Source organism: Colwellia sp. MB3u-4, from assembly GCF_014077065.1.
Taxonomy (GTDB): Bacteria; Pseudomonadota; Gammaproteobacteria; order Enterobacterales; family Alteromonadaceae; genus Cognaticolwellia.
In genome coordinates this window covers 14,472-31,211 of record NZ_JACGVE010000076.1, presented here as the reverse complement: position 1 = coordinate 31,211, position 16,740 = coordinate 14,472, and the positions used below count along the sequence as shown (strand labels likewise).

The window sequence follows — 16,740 nt, the reverse complement described above, 5'->3', positions numbered from 1 at the left end:
TGTTGCTGATTTAAGGTCACTTAATACGGTGGCTTAACAAGGTCACTTAAAAAATTAATAATTGGGGAGAGAATAAAATGGAAAGAATTTGGCTTGAAAAAAGTTACCCAAAGGGTCTAGCATTTGAAATAGATCCAGACAAATATAACTCTTTGGCAGATTTGTTTTTAAAATACACCAAACTTTATCAAAACAATACCGCATTTATTAATATGGGTGCCAGCATTTCTTATCAAGAACTTGCACAACAAGCTAACGACTTTGCTGCTTATTTGCAACAAGATTTAGGATTAGTTAAAGGTGATAAATTTGCCATTATGATCCCAAATACCCTGCAATATCCTATCGCATTATTTGGCGCATTGATTGCTGGACTGACTGTGGTTAATGTCAATCCGCTTTATACCGCGCGTGAATTACAACACCAATTAAAAGACTCGGGCGCAAAAGGCATTCTTATTCTCGAAAACTTTGCTCATGTACTTGCCGCCGTTATTGATAAAACGGACGTAGAGCAGGTTATTATTACCGGTGTCGGTGACAGGTTGAATAAAATTAAAGGCGCTATCATTAATGGCGTACTAAAGTATGTTAAGAAACAAGTACCCGCGTACCATTTACCTCAAGCAGTAAAATTTAATCGGGCAATGGCAAAAGGCGCGGCGCTTAATTTTACGCCGGTTGAGGTGGTGGGTACTGATTTAGCTTTCTTACAATATACTGGCGGCACAACCGGACCTTCAAAAGGCGCGATGTTAACCCACCGTAATATGGTTGCTAACCTTGAGCAATCTAATGCGGCGACTAAAAATGTTTACGAGGTTGGCAAAGAAATTATGGTTACCGCGTTACCGCTTTATCATGTTTATGCCTTAACCTCTAACTGTCTGTGTTTTATCCCCTTTGGTGGCACTAATCTATTAATTACTAATCCTAGAGATATGGCCGGTTTTGTTAAAGAATTAGCTAAATACCCTTTTACCGTCATAACCGGTGTAAACACTTTATTTAATGGTTTGTTACATACCCCAGGTTTTGACAAACTTGACTTTAGTCCACTAAAACTTGGTTTTGGGGGTGGTATGTCTGTGCAACGTCCCGTCGCAGAACTTTGGGAAAAGGTCACTGGCACACGTTTATTAGAAGGTTACGGCTTAACTGAGTGCGCCCCCTTAGTGACGATGAGCCCCTATAACCAAGAAAACTACAATGGCTCTATCGGCATTCCTGTTTCTTCAACAGATATTCGTTTAGTCGATGATGATGGTATGGATGTTGCGTTAGGACAGCCGGGCGAAATGTGGGTAAAAGGCCCACAAGTGATGAAAGGTTATTTTAATCGTCAAGCCGCCACTGATGAAGTATTAAAAGACGGTTGGTTAGCAACAGGTGATATCGCCACCATGGACGAGAATGGCTTTTTTAAGATTGTCGATCGTAAAAAAGACATGATTATTGTCTCTGGTTTTAACGTTTTCCCCAATGAAATAGAAGAAGTTCTCGTGATGCACCAAGGGGTACTTGAAGCGGCAGCCATTGGTGTTAAAAACGATGCTAGCGGTGAAGCAGTAAAAGTGTTCATTGTTAAAAAAGATCCTAACTTAACCGAACAAGACATTTTTGATCACTGTCATGAAATGCTAACCAATTATAAACGTCCTAAGTTTGTAGAATTTATCGATGAATTACCCAAGAGCAATGTCGGCAAAGTGCTGCGAAAAGAATTACGCAGCTAAACCGTTAAATCAACATTATTTGCCACTATCGGCTTAATAAAAATTAACCACTGCTTTATCTGTTTATCAGGCTTTATTAATCTGGCTCTGTATATTCAGTAAAGCAGATAACTAGGAGAAATATAATGACTACTTATACCGCAATTAATTTAATCGCTCGTCCAGGTACTGGCCCCATTGGCCCAGAACTATTTGAGGTTGTGCAAGTCGCCATGCCAACCGTTGGAGAAGGGCAGTTTTTAGTAAAACAAAACCATATGTCGCTTGACCCAGCCATGTTTGGTTGGATGAGTGCTGACACCGAAAGTTATATTCCGCCGGTGGCATTAGGCGATGTGATGCGCAGTTCAGGCATTGGCGAAGTCGTCGAAAGTCAACATGCTGACTTTAAAGTTGGCGACCGTGTTATGGGCATGATGGGCTGGAAAGAATATCACTTAAGTGACGGTGCAGGCTTGAATAAAGTTGCTGCGCCACTGCCAGATGAAGCGATTTTATCGGTATTTGCTTTACCGGGCTTAACCGCCACACAAGGTTTGTACAGCATAGGTAAGCCAAAAAGTGGTGAAACCCTGGTTGTTTCTGGTGCGGCAGGCTCGGTTGGTTCAATTGTCGGGCAGTTAGCGAAAGCGGATGGCCTTAGAGTTATTGGCGTGGTTGGTAGTGATGAAAAAGCTGATTGGATTGTTAACGAATTAGGCTTTGACGGTGCTATTAATTATAAAACAGATAATTTAGCTGAAAAATTAGCCGAACTTACCCCAAGTGGTGTTGACGTTTACTTTGAAAATACGGGTGGCCCAATACAGCACCATGTCTTTGAAAGAATGAATGCGCATGGTCGTATTGTCGTTTGTGGCTTAATTGCCGATTATCCAAAACAAAACCCTGACTTAGCGCCAAATTGGATCCCGATCATAAAAAAACGTCTAACGATACAAGGTTTTACCATGCCAGATCATTTTGGTGAAATTCCAGCCTTATTAACCAAGCTGACCCCTTACGTGATGCAAGGGAAAATCAAACATCGTGCGCACGTTTTAGAAGGGCTTGAGTCGGCAATCACAGGCTTAAACTTATTCTTCACGGGTAAAAATAAAGGCAAGTTAATCGTTAAGATTTAATCCGTCAAACGAATATTATCTGTAGATAAAACATGGGTTTATAACCTTTTTTCAGATAATGTTCGCGCAGAAAAAATACGCTATAGTCAAATAAGGATGTTGCTAGTCTATAGCGTTAAATTTATATGGAAATGAGAAGGTAGCAAAAATTGTTGATTAATTTGAGCCGTAGCTTAGTGATACTCGCTGCTTTGACAGCGTTATCTGTTAAAGCAGAAACGCCACAAGCAAGCGCAGTAAAGGCTGAAGCAGTGGTTGCTAGAAGCGTTTTAGATACAAAGGCTGTTAAGGTCGATGAAACAAGTTTCAGTTGTATAAGAGAAATGACACCCGTAAGGCACTTTTATGTCGATAACCTTTTAGGTGACATAAAAAGTACCTTAGCCGCGGCAAACACTCCAGAAGGCGCAATCTATCCTCCAGGCTCAGTAGTACAACTGGTGCCTACAGAAGTGATGGTTAAGCGAGAGTCAGGAACATCTCCAGCGACTGGCGACTGGGAGTTTTTTGAACTTGAAGTTAATGAAAATGGCTCTACAATCGCCAAACGTGGCTTTGTTGATGTGGTAAACCGTTTTGACGGCAACTGTTTTGCTTGTCATGTACCGGCTCGTGACCCTTGGGACTTTATCTGTGAATCAGGTCATGGTTGTGAGCCAATTCCAATCGACCATAAAATGACGGGAGCACTGCAGCGTTCAGACCCACGTTGCGGCAAGGAAGTACCTGAAGACGGTGATTGGATGGCACTTTTTAAACTTAAAAGCATGGTGACAATAGGTTTAACTAAAAAATGGTTTGAAGAAAAGTTTTAACCTAAATCTAAGGAAACTAAAGTGAGTAGATCGGTGTTCAAGCAGTACTAACCGATTTTCTCATTATTAAGTTAGGCAATATTTATGAGTGAAATTAAAAGCCATTATCGTAACTGCAATATTTGTGAAGCCATGTAGGAGGATACTAAAAATAAACTCACTGAGTGTTTGCTCTTATTTAGCTTAAGACGATATTATTAGCCTTAAGCGTTTTGTGAATATAAAAGCAATCAGCAGACACGCCAGACCCTTTTCCGGTCTGAGTAATTATTGAGTCAGATAGTTATATTAATCCATCAATTTTTAATGACGCCTAACATTACAGGGCATCATCTTTATAGGTAACACCATGTTTAACAGTACAGAAAATTATATTGCATCAGACGAACTTCGCTTAGCGGTAAACGCAGCAATTACCTTAGAAAAACCACTATTAATCAAAGGCGAGCCGGGTACGGGTAAAACCCAGTTAGCAGAAGAATTAGCAAAGTCACTTAATTGTAAATTATACCAATGGCATATTAAATCGACCACTAAGGCACAGCAGGGCTTGTATGAATATGACGCCGTGTCGCGTTTACGAGATAGCCAATTAGGTGATGAACGGGTTAATGATATTTCAAATTATATTATTAAAGGTAAGCTTTGGCAGGCGTTTGAAGAAGAAAAACGACCGATATTATTAATTGATGAAATAGACAAAGCTGATATAGAATTCCCCAATGATTTATTGCAAGAACTTGATAAAATGGAGTTTTTTGTTTATGAAACTCAACAGGTGATCAAAGCAAAACAACGACCAATTATTATTATTACCTCCAATAATGAAAAAGAGCTACCCGATGCATTTTTGCGCCGCTGCTTCTTTCATTACATTAAATTTCCAACTAAAGTAGAGATGGAACAAATTATTGCCGTACATCACCCGCATGTAAAACAAGACCTGTTAGCGCATACTTTAGAGGTGTTTTTTGATCTAAGAGACGTGCAAGGTATTAAGAAAAAACCGTCAACGTCTGAGTTAATTGACTGGTTAAAACTGCTAGTGGCCGACGATGTTGCTCAAGATGTATTGATCAATAAAAAGTCAGACATCATTCCTTTATTTGGCGCTTTACTTAAAAATGAGCAAGATGTGTCATTACTCGAAAAGCTCGCTTTTATTAGTCGCAGAAACAGGCAATAAACGTGTTTATAGATTTATTTTTAACCCTTAGAAAGCACAAAGTACCGGTGAGTTTGCGCGAGCTCTTAGATCTTATTGCATTACTAAAAAAAGGCGTAGTTTTTGCCGATGTTGAAGCCTTTTATCATTTAGCTAAAATCGTGATGGTTAAAGACGAGATCCATTATGACAAGTTTGATGGTGCATTCGCTGAATATTTTGACGGTGTGCAAAAGATCGATATTTTCGACAAAGTTGTACCGGATGAATGGCTAAGAAAAAAGTTTGAAAGCCAACTCAGCCAAGAAGAGAAAGACAAGTTAAAGGCCTTGGGTGGTCTTGACGAATTAATGAAAACCTTAAAAGAGCGCCTTGCAGAGCAAGAGAAACGACACGAAGGTGGTAACAAATGGGTTGGTACCGGCGGTAAATCACCGTTTGGCGCCTATGGTTATCACCCAGAAGGTATTCGTGTGGGTCAAGACGGTAATCGTAATAACCGAGCGGTAAAAGTGTGGGATAAGCGAGAGTTTAGAAACTTTGACCAAGATAAAGAACTCGGTACGCGCAATATCAAACTTGCGCTTAAAAAACTGAGAAAATTTGCTCGTACTGGCGCTAGTGAAAAGCTTGATATTAATACCACCATACGTTCTACTGCAAAAAATGGTGGCTTACTCGACGTGCATATGGAGCCTGAGCGTCATAATTCGGTAAAAGTATTGATGTTTTTTGATATTGGCGGCTCTATGGATGAATACATTCATACCTGTGAGGAGCTATTCTCAGCGGCGCATACTGAGTTTAAACACCTTGAGTTTTTCTATTTTCATAATTGTGTTTACGAAAGTTTATGGAAAGACAACAGCCGTCGTCGTACTAACACCGTTGATCTAGAAGAGATAATAAGAACGTTTGGCAGTGATTATAAGGTACTTTTTGTCGGTGACGCTACCATGGGGCCTTATGAAATAATAGCCCCAGGTGGCAGTGTTGAACATTGGAATAAAAAAGCCGGCATTGATTATATGCAACGAATTTTGGGGCATTTTAATAAGGTGGCATGGTTAAACCCACAACCAGAAAATCAATGGGATTATCATCAGTCAATTTCAATTATCAAAGGGTTAATTGACGACAAAATGTTTCCACTAACGGTTGATGGTATTGGTCGTGCTATTAAAGAAGTAAGCTAAAGACTCATGTAAGTATAAATAAAAAGTCCAATTTATATCGGGCCTACAGAGAAGCTACGGGTGATAATCTAGCTTGGTAGATTTTTTGTAGGTCGGACTTTAGTCCGTCAACCGTTAAGCGAGTGATTAATGGTATTGGCCAAAAAACCTAGGCAGCCGGTATTATTTTTCTTAATTAGTCTTAATGCCAAAAGCAGTTAAATTTCATTTAACCTGATGGACTGAAGTCCATCCTACATAGAGCCTACGGGTGACGATATAGATTTAGGTGGTTTTTTGTAGGGCGGACTTTAGTCCGTCAACCGCTAAGCGGGTGATTAATGCTATGTGCCAATAAACATTGGCAGCAGGTATTATTTTTTTATCAGTCTCAAGGCCAAAAGCAGTTAAATTTCATTTAACTTGATGGACTGAAGTCCATCCTACATAGGGCCTACGGGTGACGATATAGATTTAGGTGGTTTTTTGTAGGGCGGACTTTAGTCCGTCAACCGCTAAGCGAGTGATTAATGGTATCGGCCAAAAAACCTAGGCAGCCGGTATTATTTTTCTTTATTAGTCTTAATACTAAAAGCAGTTAAATTTCATTTAACTTGATGGACTGAAGTCCATCCTACATAGGGCATATGGGTGACAATGTGGATTTAGACGACTGTTTTGTAGGGCGGACTTTAGTCCGTCACTGTTAAGCGGGTGATTAATGCTATTGGCCAAAAAAAATCGGCAGTTAGTCTTGTTTTTTTTAATGAGTCTTAATACTAAAAGCAGTTAACTTTCATTTAAACTGATGGACTGAAGTCCATCCTACGTTTACAGCTAGATGGTTTCTGTATAGGGCCTTACTACAGATGATTATTATGCACTTAAACTAACGTTCTGATTTAAGTGCATAGGCAGGTATATCAACCGACTTTAAAGAACGTCTATAAAGCGATAACCATAGCTGCATCAAGTGCAATTGCCGCATCTAACGTCGCTAAAATATCTTTTCTTGTTTTTAACTTAGTACCGTGATGCGCATCCATATTCAAGGTCAGCATATGAGTGGCAGCTGCCTTCGCTGTTGCCATTAACTGTTCTGGTTCTACTAAGGTGTCTAAAAACCCAGCTAAAACTGCTGTTTCTGGCGAGAATAATTCTGCATTAATCACCGAGCGGGTTAAATAGTTAGTGGGTATGCGATTGCGGGCTATTTCAATGCCGGCTTGGTGCATAGTCATACCAATGGTGACTTCGTTTAAGCCGATTTTAAATTTACCTAAACTGCCGATACGATAATCACAACTCAGTAATAAAAATGCCCCCTTAGCAATAGCATGACCAGAACATGCACCGATAATTGGCAAAGGAAATGACAACATACGACGAGACAAAGTAGAACCCGCGGTAACTAAGGCCACTGCTGACTCTGAACTTTCTTTCATGGTTTTTAAGTCAAATCCAGCAGAGAATATACCGGGTTGAGCGGTTAAAATAACCACAGCACCTGCGGATTCAGCTTGATCTAAAGCGTCATTTATTTCGGCTATCACTTGGTGAGAAATAGCGTTAACTTTGCCATTTTTTAAAGTGATTGTTGCAATTTTTTCATTAATGTCTAAATCGATTAATTCCACGGTTCTTCCTAAAGTTATTTAATTTGAATGAAATGGCCTTACCAAGCAAAACTTGTTACTTTTCGGTCGGCTGCCTTTGCTAATGTTAACAAGATAAGCTTGGGTTATGGTGCGATTTGCTCATAACCCAAGATTTTCAGCCATTGCTAATATAATTGCCATTATAGTATCAGCGGCACTGAAACAATCGCCAGCAAAAACTGTGCGTTTGCTTAAAAATTTTAAACAGATTAAAAAATAGGGTTATATTTTCTCAGCAATATAGCGATTAAATGTTGCTCTGCTTTTTAATATTATTTAAAAAAGGTCACCGCATTGGCCATATCTTCACGCTCAGTTCGGGTGTTATTCACGGCAGCGCTTTCATCAGCATAACCAAATGACATACCAAATAAAATGCCACGCTGTTCTGGTAAGTTAAGTGCTGCTTTTATGGGGTCGGGGAATTGGCCCAGTGCGCCTTGCATACAAGATGACAACCCATGCTCTGCGAGTATTAATGAAAGCGTTTGGGCATAAATACCCAGATCAACGGCTCCCATAATATCTAAATATTTATCCATGGTAAAAAAAGCAACATGAGGAGCATCAAAAAAGCTCCAGTTTCGTATCATCGCACGCTGTCTGCCTTGCTTATCTTCTCGGGTCACGCCAATAGCACTATACAGTGCATTCGCTGAACCAAATTGTCGATCGCGATGAACGCCTTCATATTTAGGTAGCCAGTTAAAATCAGGATTGGGTGCAGCACCTTTCATGACGGTTGAGATCAGAGCGTTTTTTAACTGCTCTTTCTTCTCACCCGACACTACACAGGTTTGCCAAGGTTGCACATTACAGTTTGAAGGCGCTTGTTGTGCTTGTGTAAAAATGGATTCAAGTAATGGTTGTGGTATGGGTTTATCCAAATAAGCACGGGTAGAATAGCGTTTTTCTAACAGGGCAATCACTGACATAACAGGTCCTTTATAATGATTTAAAATAGCGGATGATTAATTTACTGCTTGAAGCTAAGTTTAATGTGAAGCTAGTTTAATTTGAATCTAAGCTTAATAATAACTTACAGCATAAAATCATGCTTTTAGTGTTACTTATGCTAAAGCCGATGTTTTTATAATACCAATGAATAGTTTTAATAAGACGGTATTATAAAAACATATAGTAGTGATGATATATGAGATACAAACGGCACTAAACTTAACGATAGTTAACTAAGTTACAAGCTATCTTGACACTAGTCAAATTATTGATGTGTTTGATGACTTCTTGTATACGAAAACATAATAGTAGGTAATAAAAAATAGTCATTTGTTTTATAACTGTCTTGTGATTAACATAAAATTATAAGACTACTAGCCATGATGGCCAGAATACTCTTGATTGTTCGAGGTTAAGGTTACAGAAATTAAGTGTGACACGCTTTTTCATGGTTATTTTATTTAAAAGTAATCTAAAAAACTTAATTGCTCGTACTGGTACTACCACTGTGCTATTTTCAACGGTAGTAAAGTTAATTTCTATTAAAAAAAGACTGTATCTAATAATAACTGGAGAATAAATAAATGCCTGAGTATAAAGCCCCGATTAGAGATATAAAGTTTGTTATGCAAGAGTTGTTAGACTGCAACAAACATTACCAAGAACTTGGTTATACTGATGCCAGTGAAGATATGGTTGATGCTATTCTTAGCGAAGCTGCCAAATTTACTGAGCAGGTTATTGCACCCATTAATCAAATAGGTGATCAACAAGGTTGTACATGGACCGATGGCGTAGTAACTACACCAGATGGCTTTAAAGATGCTTATAAACAGTATGTCGACGGTGGTTGGCCCACATTATCTCAAAGTGTAGAGTTTGGCGGTCAAGGCTTGCCACATTCATTGAATGGCGCGATCAGCGAAATGATGTCAGCAGCGAATCATAGTTTTGCTATGTATCCTGGTTTAAGTCATGGTGCAATGGCTACCATTGAAGCGCATGGTACTGATAAACAAAAGCAACAATTTATGCCAAAGCTAGTTGAAGGCAGCTGGACCGGCACTATGTGTTTAACTGAAGCGCATTGTGGTACCGATTTAGGCATGTTGCGCACCAAAGCAGAATTAACAGACGATGGTAGCTATTCATTAACCGGCTCAAAAATATTTATTTCAGCGGGTGAGCATGATTTGTCTGACAACATTGTGCATATTGTTATTGCCCGTATTCCAGGTTCGCCTGAAGGTAGTAAAGGTATTTCTCTTTTCATCGTACCAAAATTCAACATTAACGATGATGGCACAATAGCCGACAAAAACGCGGTAAGTTGTGGTTCTATTGAACACAAAATGGGTATCAACGCTAACGCTACTTGTGTGATTAATTTTGATAATGCCAAAGGCTATTTAATTGGTGAAGTTAACCGCGGTTTAAACTGTATGTTTACCTTTATGAACGCAGCGCGCTTGGGTGTGGCACTTGAAGGTACGGCAGCAACAGAAGCGTCTTTTCAAGGGGCATTAGCTTATGCTAAAGACCGTTTGCAAATGCGCTCTATTAGCGGTGTTAAAAACCCAAATGGTCCGGCAGACCCGATTATTGTGCATCCAGATGTGCGTAGAATGTTGTTAACGCAAAAATCTATTGCTGAAGGTGGCCGAGCGTTATTGGGTTATTTGTCACAGTTAGTTGATGTAACACATGCCGAAAAAGATGCAGCCAAAGTAGCAGACGCTGAAACAAGACTTGCCTTGTTAACGCCGATAGCTAAAGCATTGTTGAGTGAATTAGGCTTTGAGTGTACCAGTCATGGTATACAAATATTAGGTGGTCACGGCTTTATCAAAGAATGGGGCATGGAACAATTAGTGCGCGATACTAAAATAAGTTGCATATATGAAGGCACTACCGGTATTCAAGCCTTAGATTTACTTGCGCGTAAAATTTTAGGCAGTAAAGGCGCCATTTTAAAACCTTTCATGACTGATATTGGCGCATTCTGCCAACAGCATGCAGGTAATCCAGAAATGGCAGAGCATATTCAAGCACTAGGGGCTTATTCTCAGCAATGGCAAGAATTAACCGCTGACGTAGGTAAAAAAGCCATGAGCAACGCAGATGAAATTGGCGGCGCATCAGTCGACTATTTGATGTTTGCAGGCTATGTTACTTTAGCCTATTTCTGGGCAAGAATGGCTGCAGTGGCTGAAGATAAATTAAAAAATAGCGATGAAGATAAAGCGTTTTACCAAGCAAAAATTAAAACAGCAAATTTTTACTTTAAACGCATACTGCCACGTGCAAAAGGGCACGCCGCTTGTATTGAAGGTGGTGTTGATTCAATGATGGCATTAGCGAGTGAAGACTTCGCTTTTTAATTGCTTGAAATAGTAATGTTTTACTAAAAAATATAGCAGAAACACTTAGCGTTGAAAGCCTCTTTTTTCGCTAAGTCATTCATGGTTATGTCTTGTTTAATAGCAATACATAACCATTTTTATCTTATATCAGGTGTTAATCTTCAGTGCGCATGGCTATCAACTCATACCCGGCATTAAAAATAAGCTAGCTTAAGTGCAGTGGCTGATGAACTAACTCTCTAACCTTCGACATTGATTTTCCGTCAAAAATAAACTCAAAGTGTTTAGTTTGAATAGCGCTAGTGACATGAATAGGTGAGAATAATCCCCAACAGGTGGCACCTTTATTTCTTACCGAGTAATATTGAAAACCTTGCTGAGCATTCTTTTTAAGCTCTGCGCCAAGCCGCCTTGGTAGCGAGTAATCCTCTGGTTCATAAATACCTTTAACTTGAAATAAATCAACAACACTTGCACTAAAGGTTACTTTTAAACAACGCATATCCACAGTGTCATAATGTAAACCCTGCAGGTTTTGAAAGTACTTGTCTTGATGGTAAAGGGTTTCTTTAATGGCGGTATCAATCGTGTCGGCAAGATAAAGCACACCAAAGTCACCATTGCTAAAGCGTGAGCCTTCAGGATTAATATGGGTAAAAGGTGCGGTTACATAATTTACACCATCAATGCCAAAAGGAATTTCATTACTTGATAGTAGTGATAAGTCGCCAAGCTCATTTAATATTCTTGGGTTGGTTAGCGCTTGAATAGCGTAAACCGTTGCAAAGTCTTCTTGACTGACCACATCATCAAAAAGTGTCATAGGAGGAAATTTTGAGTTTACTAACCTAAAGGCAATTTTGTTCAGCAACTTTACTTTTTTAGTGTTGGCCTTCATCTTACCACTGCCCGTTACGCATGGCGTCTATCCGCTTGAAAACTTCGTATAAGGTGCCAAAATTTCCACTTGAGATCAGCGACAGTGGCGAATGACCATTAAAGTAAGGATTATCATTTTTCATCGCCATAAAGCCATAAACATTGTCAGGATTAGAAAAAACCATTTTTAATGCTTGATGAATATTAGCAATGTAACTAATACGCTCTAATTGGTCGTTAGAAAGGCTAGCGCTTTCATTATGGTTAAAACGATAATAGCTACTTTTGCTCAACCCTAAAATAGCTTGCTTGTCGCTGGCACTGCATTGCCATTTCTCTAATATATTACTACCGAGTTTAAAGGCCACGGCGCTGTTAATTTTCGGTGCTTGATTTTGCTTATTTGCAGCCTTCATATAGATCTCCTGATAAAATCAATGTGCCATAAAAGTCGCTAATCTGATTATTACTAACCTTATTAGTACCAACCTTATTATTGCCAATATAAGTGTAGTTTCAAATGGTACTTTTATCAATAATTAGCCTCAAATGATTCGGTTTTTTAAATGATAAGGTAATTAGCAAGCTAGTTATGCTTGGGTGCTGTGCTTTTTTTTGATAATTTCTTTAAGGGTATTTTCTGATAAGAGTAAAAATATTACCGCAGAAAGTATGGCGGCGGCGAAAATCATACACATGACAATAATTTGATATCTTACGGCAATCAAAGGAGAAATCCCTGACAGAATTTGCCCTGTCATCATGCCGGGTAATGAGACTAAACCCACAGCGAATAATGAATTAATGACGGGTATTGTCGCCGCATTAAGTGCCTGCTTACGTGCTATTGGATAGGGGGTGTTATTGTCCAGTTCTGAAAATATTCGTTCTGCAGACAAACTAATGCTGTTCATCGCGGTGGCGAATATCATACCTGCCAGTGGAATAATAACTTGTGCTTGATACCATGGGCTTAAAGACAATGCGCCTTGGCTGATCACCAATAAAGTAAAACCACCGCCACATAATATGGCAATAAAACCTTGTTTAAACAGCACTAATCGATATGCAGGTAATGTGCGTAAGGCAATCCAGCAAGAAATACTGACCATAGCTAATAAAATTGAGGTGATTAACCAAAGATTGTCGGAATAAAAAATGTAGCTTAGTGCGTAGCCAATAAATAATAGCTGTACGAGCATACGTGAAAGGGCATAGCTCGCTTGTTTTACATTGAGTGACCATAAATATAAAAAAGCCAGCGCAATAACAACAGGGATAAAAGCAATAGATAGATCAACTAAGCTGATCATTTGCAGGGTATCATTCATGGGCATTAACAGTAGTTAACCTAAGGTTTGCATAAGCGTTTTGTCAACAGTAACAGGCGTTAAAAGCGCGCTATTAGGAAAATTCGCTTATGGGTTGATCAAATTATTTATAAAGGTGAAACTATTATTTAGTATATTACCTTTAGATACAAATTTAGTGTATAACACGGCGATAAAATATTTAATAAAAACGCTAGTAACAAGCTCTAGTAATAAGGAATACTCAGTGAATGACACCCGTAAAAACTTTATACTTTTACTCTTAATAACGACAGGACTTTTTTCGTCATTTTCACTGTTGGCTCACGGCGTAGACGATGTTACAAAACAGTTTTTAGAGGCTAATGAAGGGAGCGCAATATTCCCGTTTATTTATATTGGCGCAAAACACATGCTAACAGGTTATGACCATTTATTATTTCTGGTTGGTGTGGTGTTCTTTTTGTTTCGCAGCAAAGACGTGTTGCTTTATGTCAGCTTATTCACGCTAGGACATAGTTTAACTTTGCTCTATGGCGTATTTAGCCAGATTGAAATTAATCCCTATATTATCGATGCCATTATCGGGTTATCTGTGGTCTATAAAGGTTTTGATAACTTAGGCGGCTTTCAACGGCTATTTAACTACCAACCCAACACTAAAATTGCTGTCACAGTATTTGGTTTATTTCATGGTTTTGGTTTAGCCACTAAAATACAAGAATTTCAGTTACCCAGTAATGGCTTAGTGAGCAATATTATTTCATTCAATCTGGGGGTCGAAATAGGTCAGCTTTTAGCACTTGCCATGGTATTAATAATATTAAGTTTTTGGCGCAAACATAGTAGCTATTTAAGCTTTGCAACATTGACCAATACCGGCCTAATAAGCGCCGGATTTATGCTGATAGGTTTACAACTCACTGGCTATTTTATCAGTTAGCGTGAGTGATTTACGCTGATTAAAGTACCATCAACTTAGGCCTATTTTAGCGAGTTGTTAGCGTATCAAGTAAATCAATAAAACAAATAAAACAAATAAAAAGATATTTAGGATATAACATGCATAAATTTAATATACCTGTACATAGCACGACAACTTTAGTTAAAGCCACTGCTATTGCGCTTCTAGTGGCCATAACGCTACTGATCACCTGCATTTTACCAGCAGAATATAATATTGACCCAACGGGTAGTGGCAAAGCATTAGGGCTAACGGCAATAGCCGAAGCGTCAGAAAAGTCGCCAACCTTGATAGTTGAGCGAGGTAAACAAAATGATTTATTACGAACTGATAACGTTGAGATTATTATCCCTGCAGGCAAAGGCTTAGAATATAAATTATATATGGATAAATATGCTCATGTGGAGTACGAGTGGACATCAGGTGTTACAGCACTTTATTTTGATTTTCACGGTGAGCCAGCAGGGGATACAACGGGATATTTTGAAAGCTTTTCAATTGCCACCACAAACAATATGCAAGGTTCACTAACGACACCCTTTAAAGGCTCTCACGGTTGGTATTGGAAAAACACCACACAACAACCGGTAACAGTTTCGTTATCAATTAAGGGTTATTATACGATTAAAGGCTAAGGGATTTCGTGATAAAAATTGGTTGTTAGTGGCTTTATGAACTGATTTATTGACAAGTTTTTTATCTAGGTTTCAATGCTTTATACGTTTGTTTTTGTCTTCATTCCTTAATGAGATTTTTAAAGCAGTCAGGAGTGTCTAGACCCTATATTCGCTATATTAAGTGTCTTATCACTCTATTATTTAGGCACTCTATTATTTAGACACTCACTTTGTCAGTAAGGAAACGACTTTGCTTTCACGTTTATATAACTTTATGCCTGGCTTGAACGTTTTGTTCAATTATCAGCGTAAATGGCTCGCTGATGATGCAAAAGCGGCATTGTCGGTTGCAGCCGTTGCTTTACCGGTTGCTATCGCTTATGCACAGTTAACCGGTGTTAATGCAGTTGTTGGCTTATATTCCTGTGTTTTACCCATGATCATATATGCGCTATTTGGCACCTCCAAGCAATTGATTGTTGGCCCTGATGCCGCGACCTGTGCGGTTATCGCCGCCGTGGTAACGCCTTTAGCCGCAGGTGACATTGTTAAGCATTGGCAATTAGTGATCACCATGACGGCGATGACAGGTTTTTGGTGCATAATTGCCAGTCGTTTTAAGCTTGGCGTATTGGCGGACTTTTTATCCAAACCTATTTTGATGGGACTATTAAATGGTGTCGCCATTACCATTATTGTGGGTCAGTTTTCTAAAGTTTTTGGTTTTACATTTGACGAAAGGCACCTGGTTGAGCGTTTAGGGGGTGTACCTGAATATCTCTCGCAAGCGCATGTGCCAACGCTATTAATGGCCTTATTTACTGTCAGCATTTATTTTCTTATCAAACGCTTAAAACCCACTTTTCCCGCTTCTATGTTCGCCATCGCTTTTGCAGCTACGTTAGTATGGTTTTTTAATTTAGAACAGTTTGAGATAAAAACCATTGGCATTGTTGAGGGTGGTTTACCCTTATTTAAAGCACCTGATTTTGATCTTGGTATTATTCGTGGGCTAGTTATGCCAGCACTTAACCTAGCGATAGTCAGCTTTGTGAGTATGATGCTAACCGCACGCAGTTTTGCTGAAAAAAATAGCTACGATATTGACCCAGATAAAGAGTTTATGGCCTTGGGCATGGCAAATTTTGCGTCTGCTTTATCACAAGGCTTCGCAGTAAGCGGCGCAGACTCTCGCACGGCAGTGAATGATGCCAATGGCGGTAAAACACAATTAGTCTCTATTATAGCGGCGATTATTATTGCCATTATTGCGATTTTTTTAACGGCGCCACTTGAGTTTATTCCTAGCGCTGCATTGGGTGTTGTATTGATCATTGCGTCAATACATCTTTTAGATTTAAAAGCGGTATGGCGATTAAGATTAAAAGACCGGCAAGCATTTTACTTAACCTTAATCACATTATTTGCGGTGCTGTTTATTGGTGTTATTCCTGGTATTACACTGGCGGTATTACTGGGTTTATTTCAATTTATTCGTACCGTAATGCGTCCTACAGACAATATACTTGGTGTTGATATCAATGGTGTGGTGCGAAGTTTAGATACCAGCGATAAAGCCAAAGCGATAGACGGTGTTTTCATCTATCGTTTTAATTCACCGTTAACCTACTTTAATTCTAGTTTTTTTAAACGTAGGTTATTAGAGCAATATGCCCGACAAAAAGATGGTATTGAGTGTGTCATTATTGACGCGGTTCCGTGCTTCACCCATTTAGATTTAAGTGTTATGGCCATGCTGGCAGATTTGAATACTATCTTTAAAAAGCGCGGGGTACGCCTTGAACTTGCCGGTAGAAAACGCCAACTACTGGCATGGTTTAAAAACGCAGATATTAAATCAGGTAGCGAGGGCATTTATGTTCATTCTGACTTGTATTTAGCGTTGAGAATAAATAAAAGTAAACAAATTGCCGATGAAGAGGCGCAAAGGTAAGGTCTTTATGCGATCAATGTGCC

14 protein-coding genes are annotated in these 16,740 nt (G+C 39.1%); 9 read left to right on the top strand and 5 right to left on the bottom strand.

Annotated features, from left to right (window positions below):
• Positions 1–77: 77 nt before the first annotated feature.
• From H4J61_RS08120 to H4J61_RS08100, 5 genes are all read left to right on the top strand, one after another.
• Positions 78–1,736, top strand: a complete 1,659-nt coding sequence (locus H4J61_RS08120) for an AMP-binding protein (RefSeq protein ID WP_182184668.1) — start codon at positions 78–80, stop codon at positions 1,734–1,736.
• 125 nt (positions 1,737–1,861) lie between these two features.
• The gene (locus H4J61_RS08115) at positions 1,862–2,860 is read left to right on the top strand and encodes an NADP-dependent oxidoreductase (protein WP_182184667.1); all 999 of its coding nucleotides are present in this window, start codon (positions 1,862–1,864) and stop codon (positions 2,858–2,860) included.
• A 149-nt stretch (positions 2,861–3,009) separates the two neighbouring features.
• Positions 3,010–3,675 carry a hypothetical protein gene (locus H4J61_RS08110; RefSeq protein WP_259363202.1) on the top strand — a complete coding sequence of 222 codons (666 nt, stop codon included), beginning with the start codon at positions 3,010–3,012 and terminating at the stop codon, positions 3,673–3,675.
• A 349-nt stretch (positions 3,676–4,024) separates the two neighbouring features.
• A complete protein-coding gene (locus H4J61_RS08105; protein WP_182184666.1) occupies positions 4,025–4,861 on the top strand; it encodes a MoxR family ATPase in 837 nt (278 codons plus the stop codon).
• A gap of 2 nt (positions 4,862–4,863) precedes the next feature.
• Positions 4,864–6,036, top strand: coding sequence for a VWA domain-containing protein (locus H4J61_RS08100; protein WP_182136748.1), 1,173 nt, complete (start codon positions 4,864–4,866; stop codon positions 6,034–6,036).
• Between the two features lie 923 nt (positions 6,037–6,959).
• Here H4J61_RS08100 and H4J61_RS08095 read toward each other — a convergent pair.
• Both H4J61_RS08095 and H4J61_RS08090 read right to left on the bottom strand, forming a co-directional pair.
• Positions 6,960–7,652, bottom strand: coding sequence for a crotonase/enoyl-CoA hydratase family protein (locus tag H4J61_RS08095; protein ID WP_182136747.1), 693 nt, complete (start codon positions 7,650–7,652; stop codon positions 6,960–6,962).
• A gap of 293 nt (positions 7,653–7,945) precedes the next feature.
• Entirely contained in the window at positions 7,946–8,608 is a 663-nt protein-coding gene (locus H4J61_RS08090; protein WP_182184665.1) for a nitroreductase family protein, read from the bottom strand.
• A 606-nt stretch (positions 8,609–9,214) separates the two neighbouring features.
• Here H4J61_RS08090 and H4J61_RS08085 point away from each other — a divergent pair.
• Entirely contained in the window at positions 9,215–11,011 is a 1,797-nt protein-coding gene (locus tag H4J61_RS08085) for an acyl-CoA dehydrogenase C-terminal domain-containing protein (RefSeq protein WP_182136745.1), read from the top strand.
• Positions 11,012–11,198: 187 nt separating this feature from the next.
• Here H4J61_RS08085 and H4J61_RS08080 read toward each other — a convergent pair whose 3' ends face one another.
• The 3 genes from H4J61_RS08080 to H4J61_RS08070 all read right to left on the bottom strand — a co-directional run bounded on the left by H4J61_RS08080 (position 11,199) and on the right by H4J61_RS08070 (position 13,209).
• Positions 11,199–11,816, bottom strand: coding sequence for an RES family NAD+ phosphorylase (locus tag H4J61_RS08080; RefSeq protein ID WP_259363199.1), 618 nt, complete (start codon positions 11,814–11,816; stop codon positions 11,199–11,201).
• Between the two features lie 76 nt (positions 11,817–11,892).
• Positions 11,893–12,288 carry an antitoxin Xre-like helix-turn-helix domain-containing protein gene (locus H4J61_RS08075; protein WP_182136743.1) on the bottom strand — a complete coding sequence of 132 codons (396 nt, stop codon included), beginning with the start codon at positions 12,286–12,288 and terminating at the stop codon, positions 11,893–11,895.
• Positions 12,289–12,462: 174 nt separating this feature from the next.
• Positions 12,463–13,209 (bottom strand): ABC transporter permease, encoded by a 747-nt coding sequence (locus H4J61_RS08070; protein ID WP_259363198.1) that lies wholly within the window; start codon positions 13,207–13,209, stop codon positions 12,463–12,465.
• A 220-nt stretch (positions 13,210–13,429) separates the two neighbouring features.
• Here H4J61_RS08070 and H4J61_RS08065 point away from each other — a divergent pair, with 220 nt between their 5' ends.
• From H4J61_RS08065 to H4J61_RS08055, 3 genes are all read left to right on the top strand, one after another.
• The gene (locus H4J61_RS08065) at positions 13,430–14,125 is read left to right on the top strand and encodes a HupE/UreJ family protein (protein ID WP_182184663.1); all 696 of its coding nucleotides are present in this window, start codon (positions 13,430–13,432) and stop codon (positions 14,123–14,125) included.
• A gap of 119 nt (positions 14,126–14,244) precedes the next feature.
• Positions 14,245–14,781, top strand: a complete 537-nt coding sequence (locus H4J61_RS08060; protein ID WP_182184662.1) for a hypothetical protein — start codon at positions 14,245–14,247, stop codon at positions 14,779–14,781.
• A 232-nt stretch (positions 14,782–15,013) separates the two neighbouring features.
• Positions 15,014–16,717 carry a SulP family inorganic anion transporter gene (locus H4J61_RS08055; protein ID WP_182184661.1) on the top strand — a complete coding sequence of 568 codons (1,704 nt, stop codon included), beginning with the start codon at positions 15,014–15,016 and terminating at the stop codon, positions 16,715–16,717.
• Positions 16,718–16,740 lie beyond the last annotated feature (23 nt).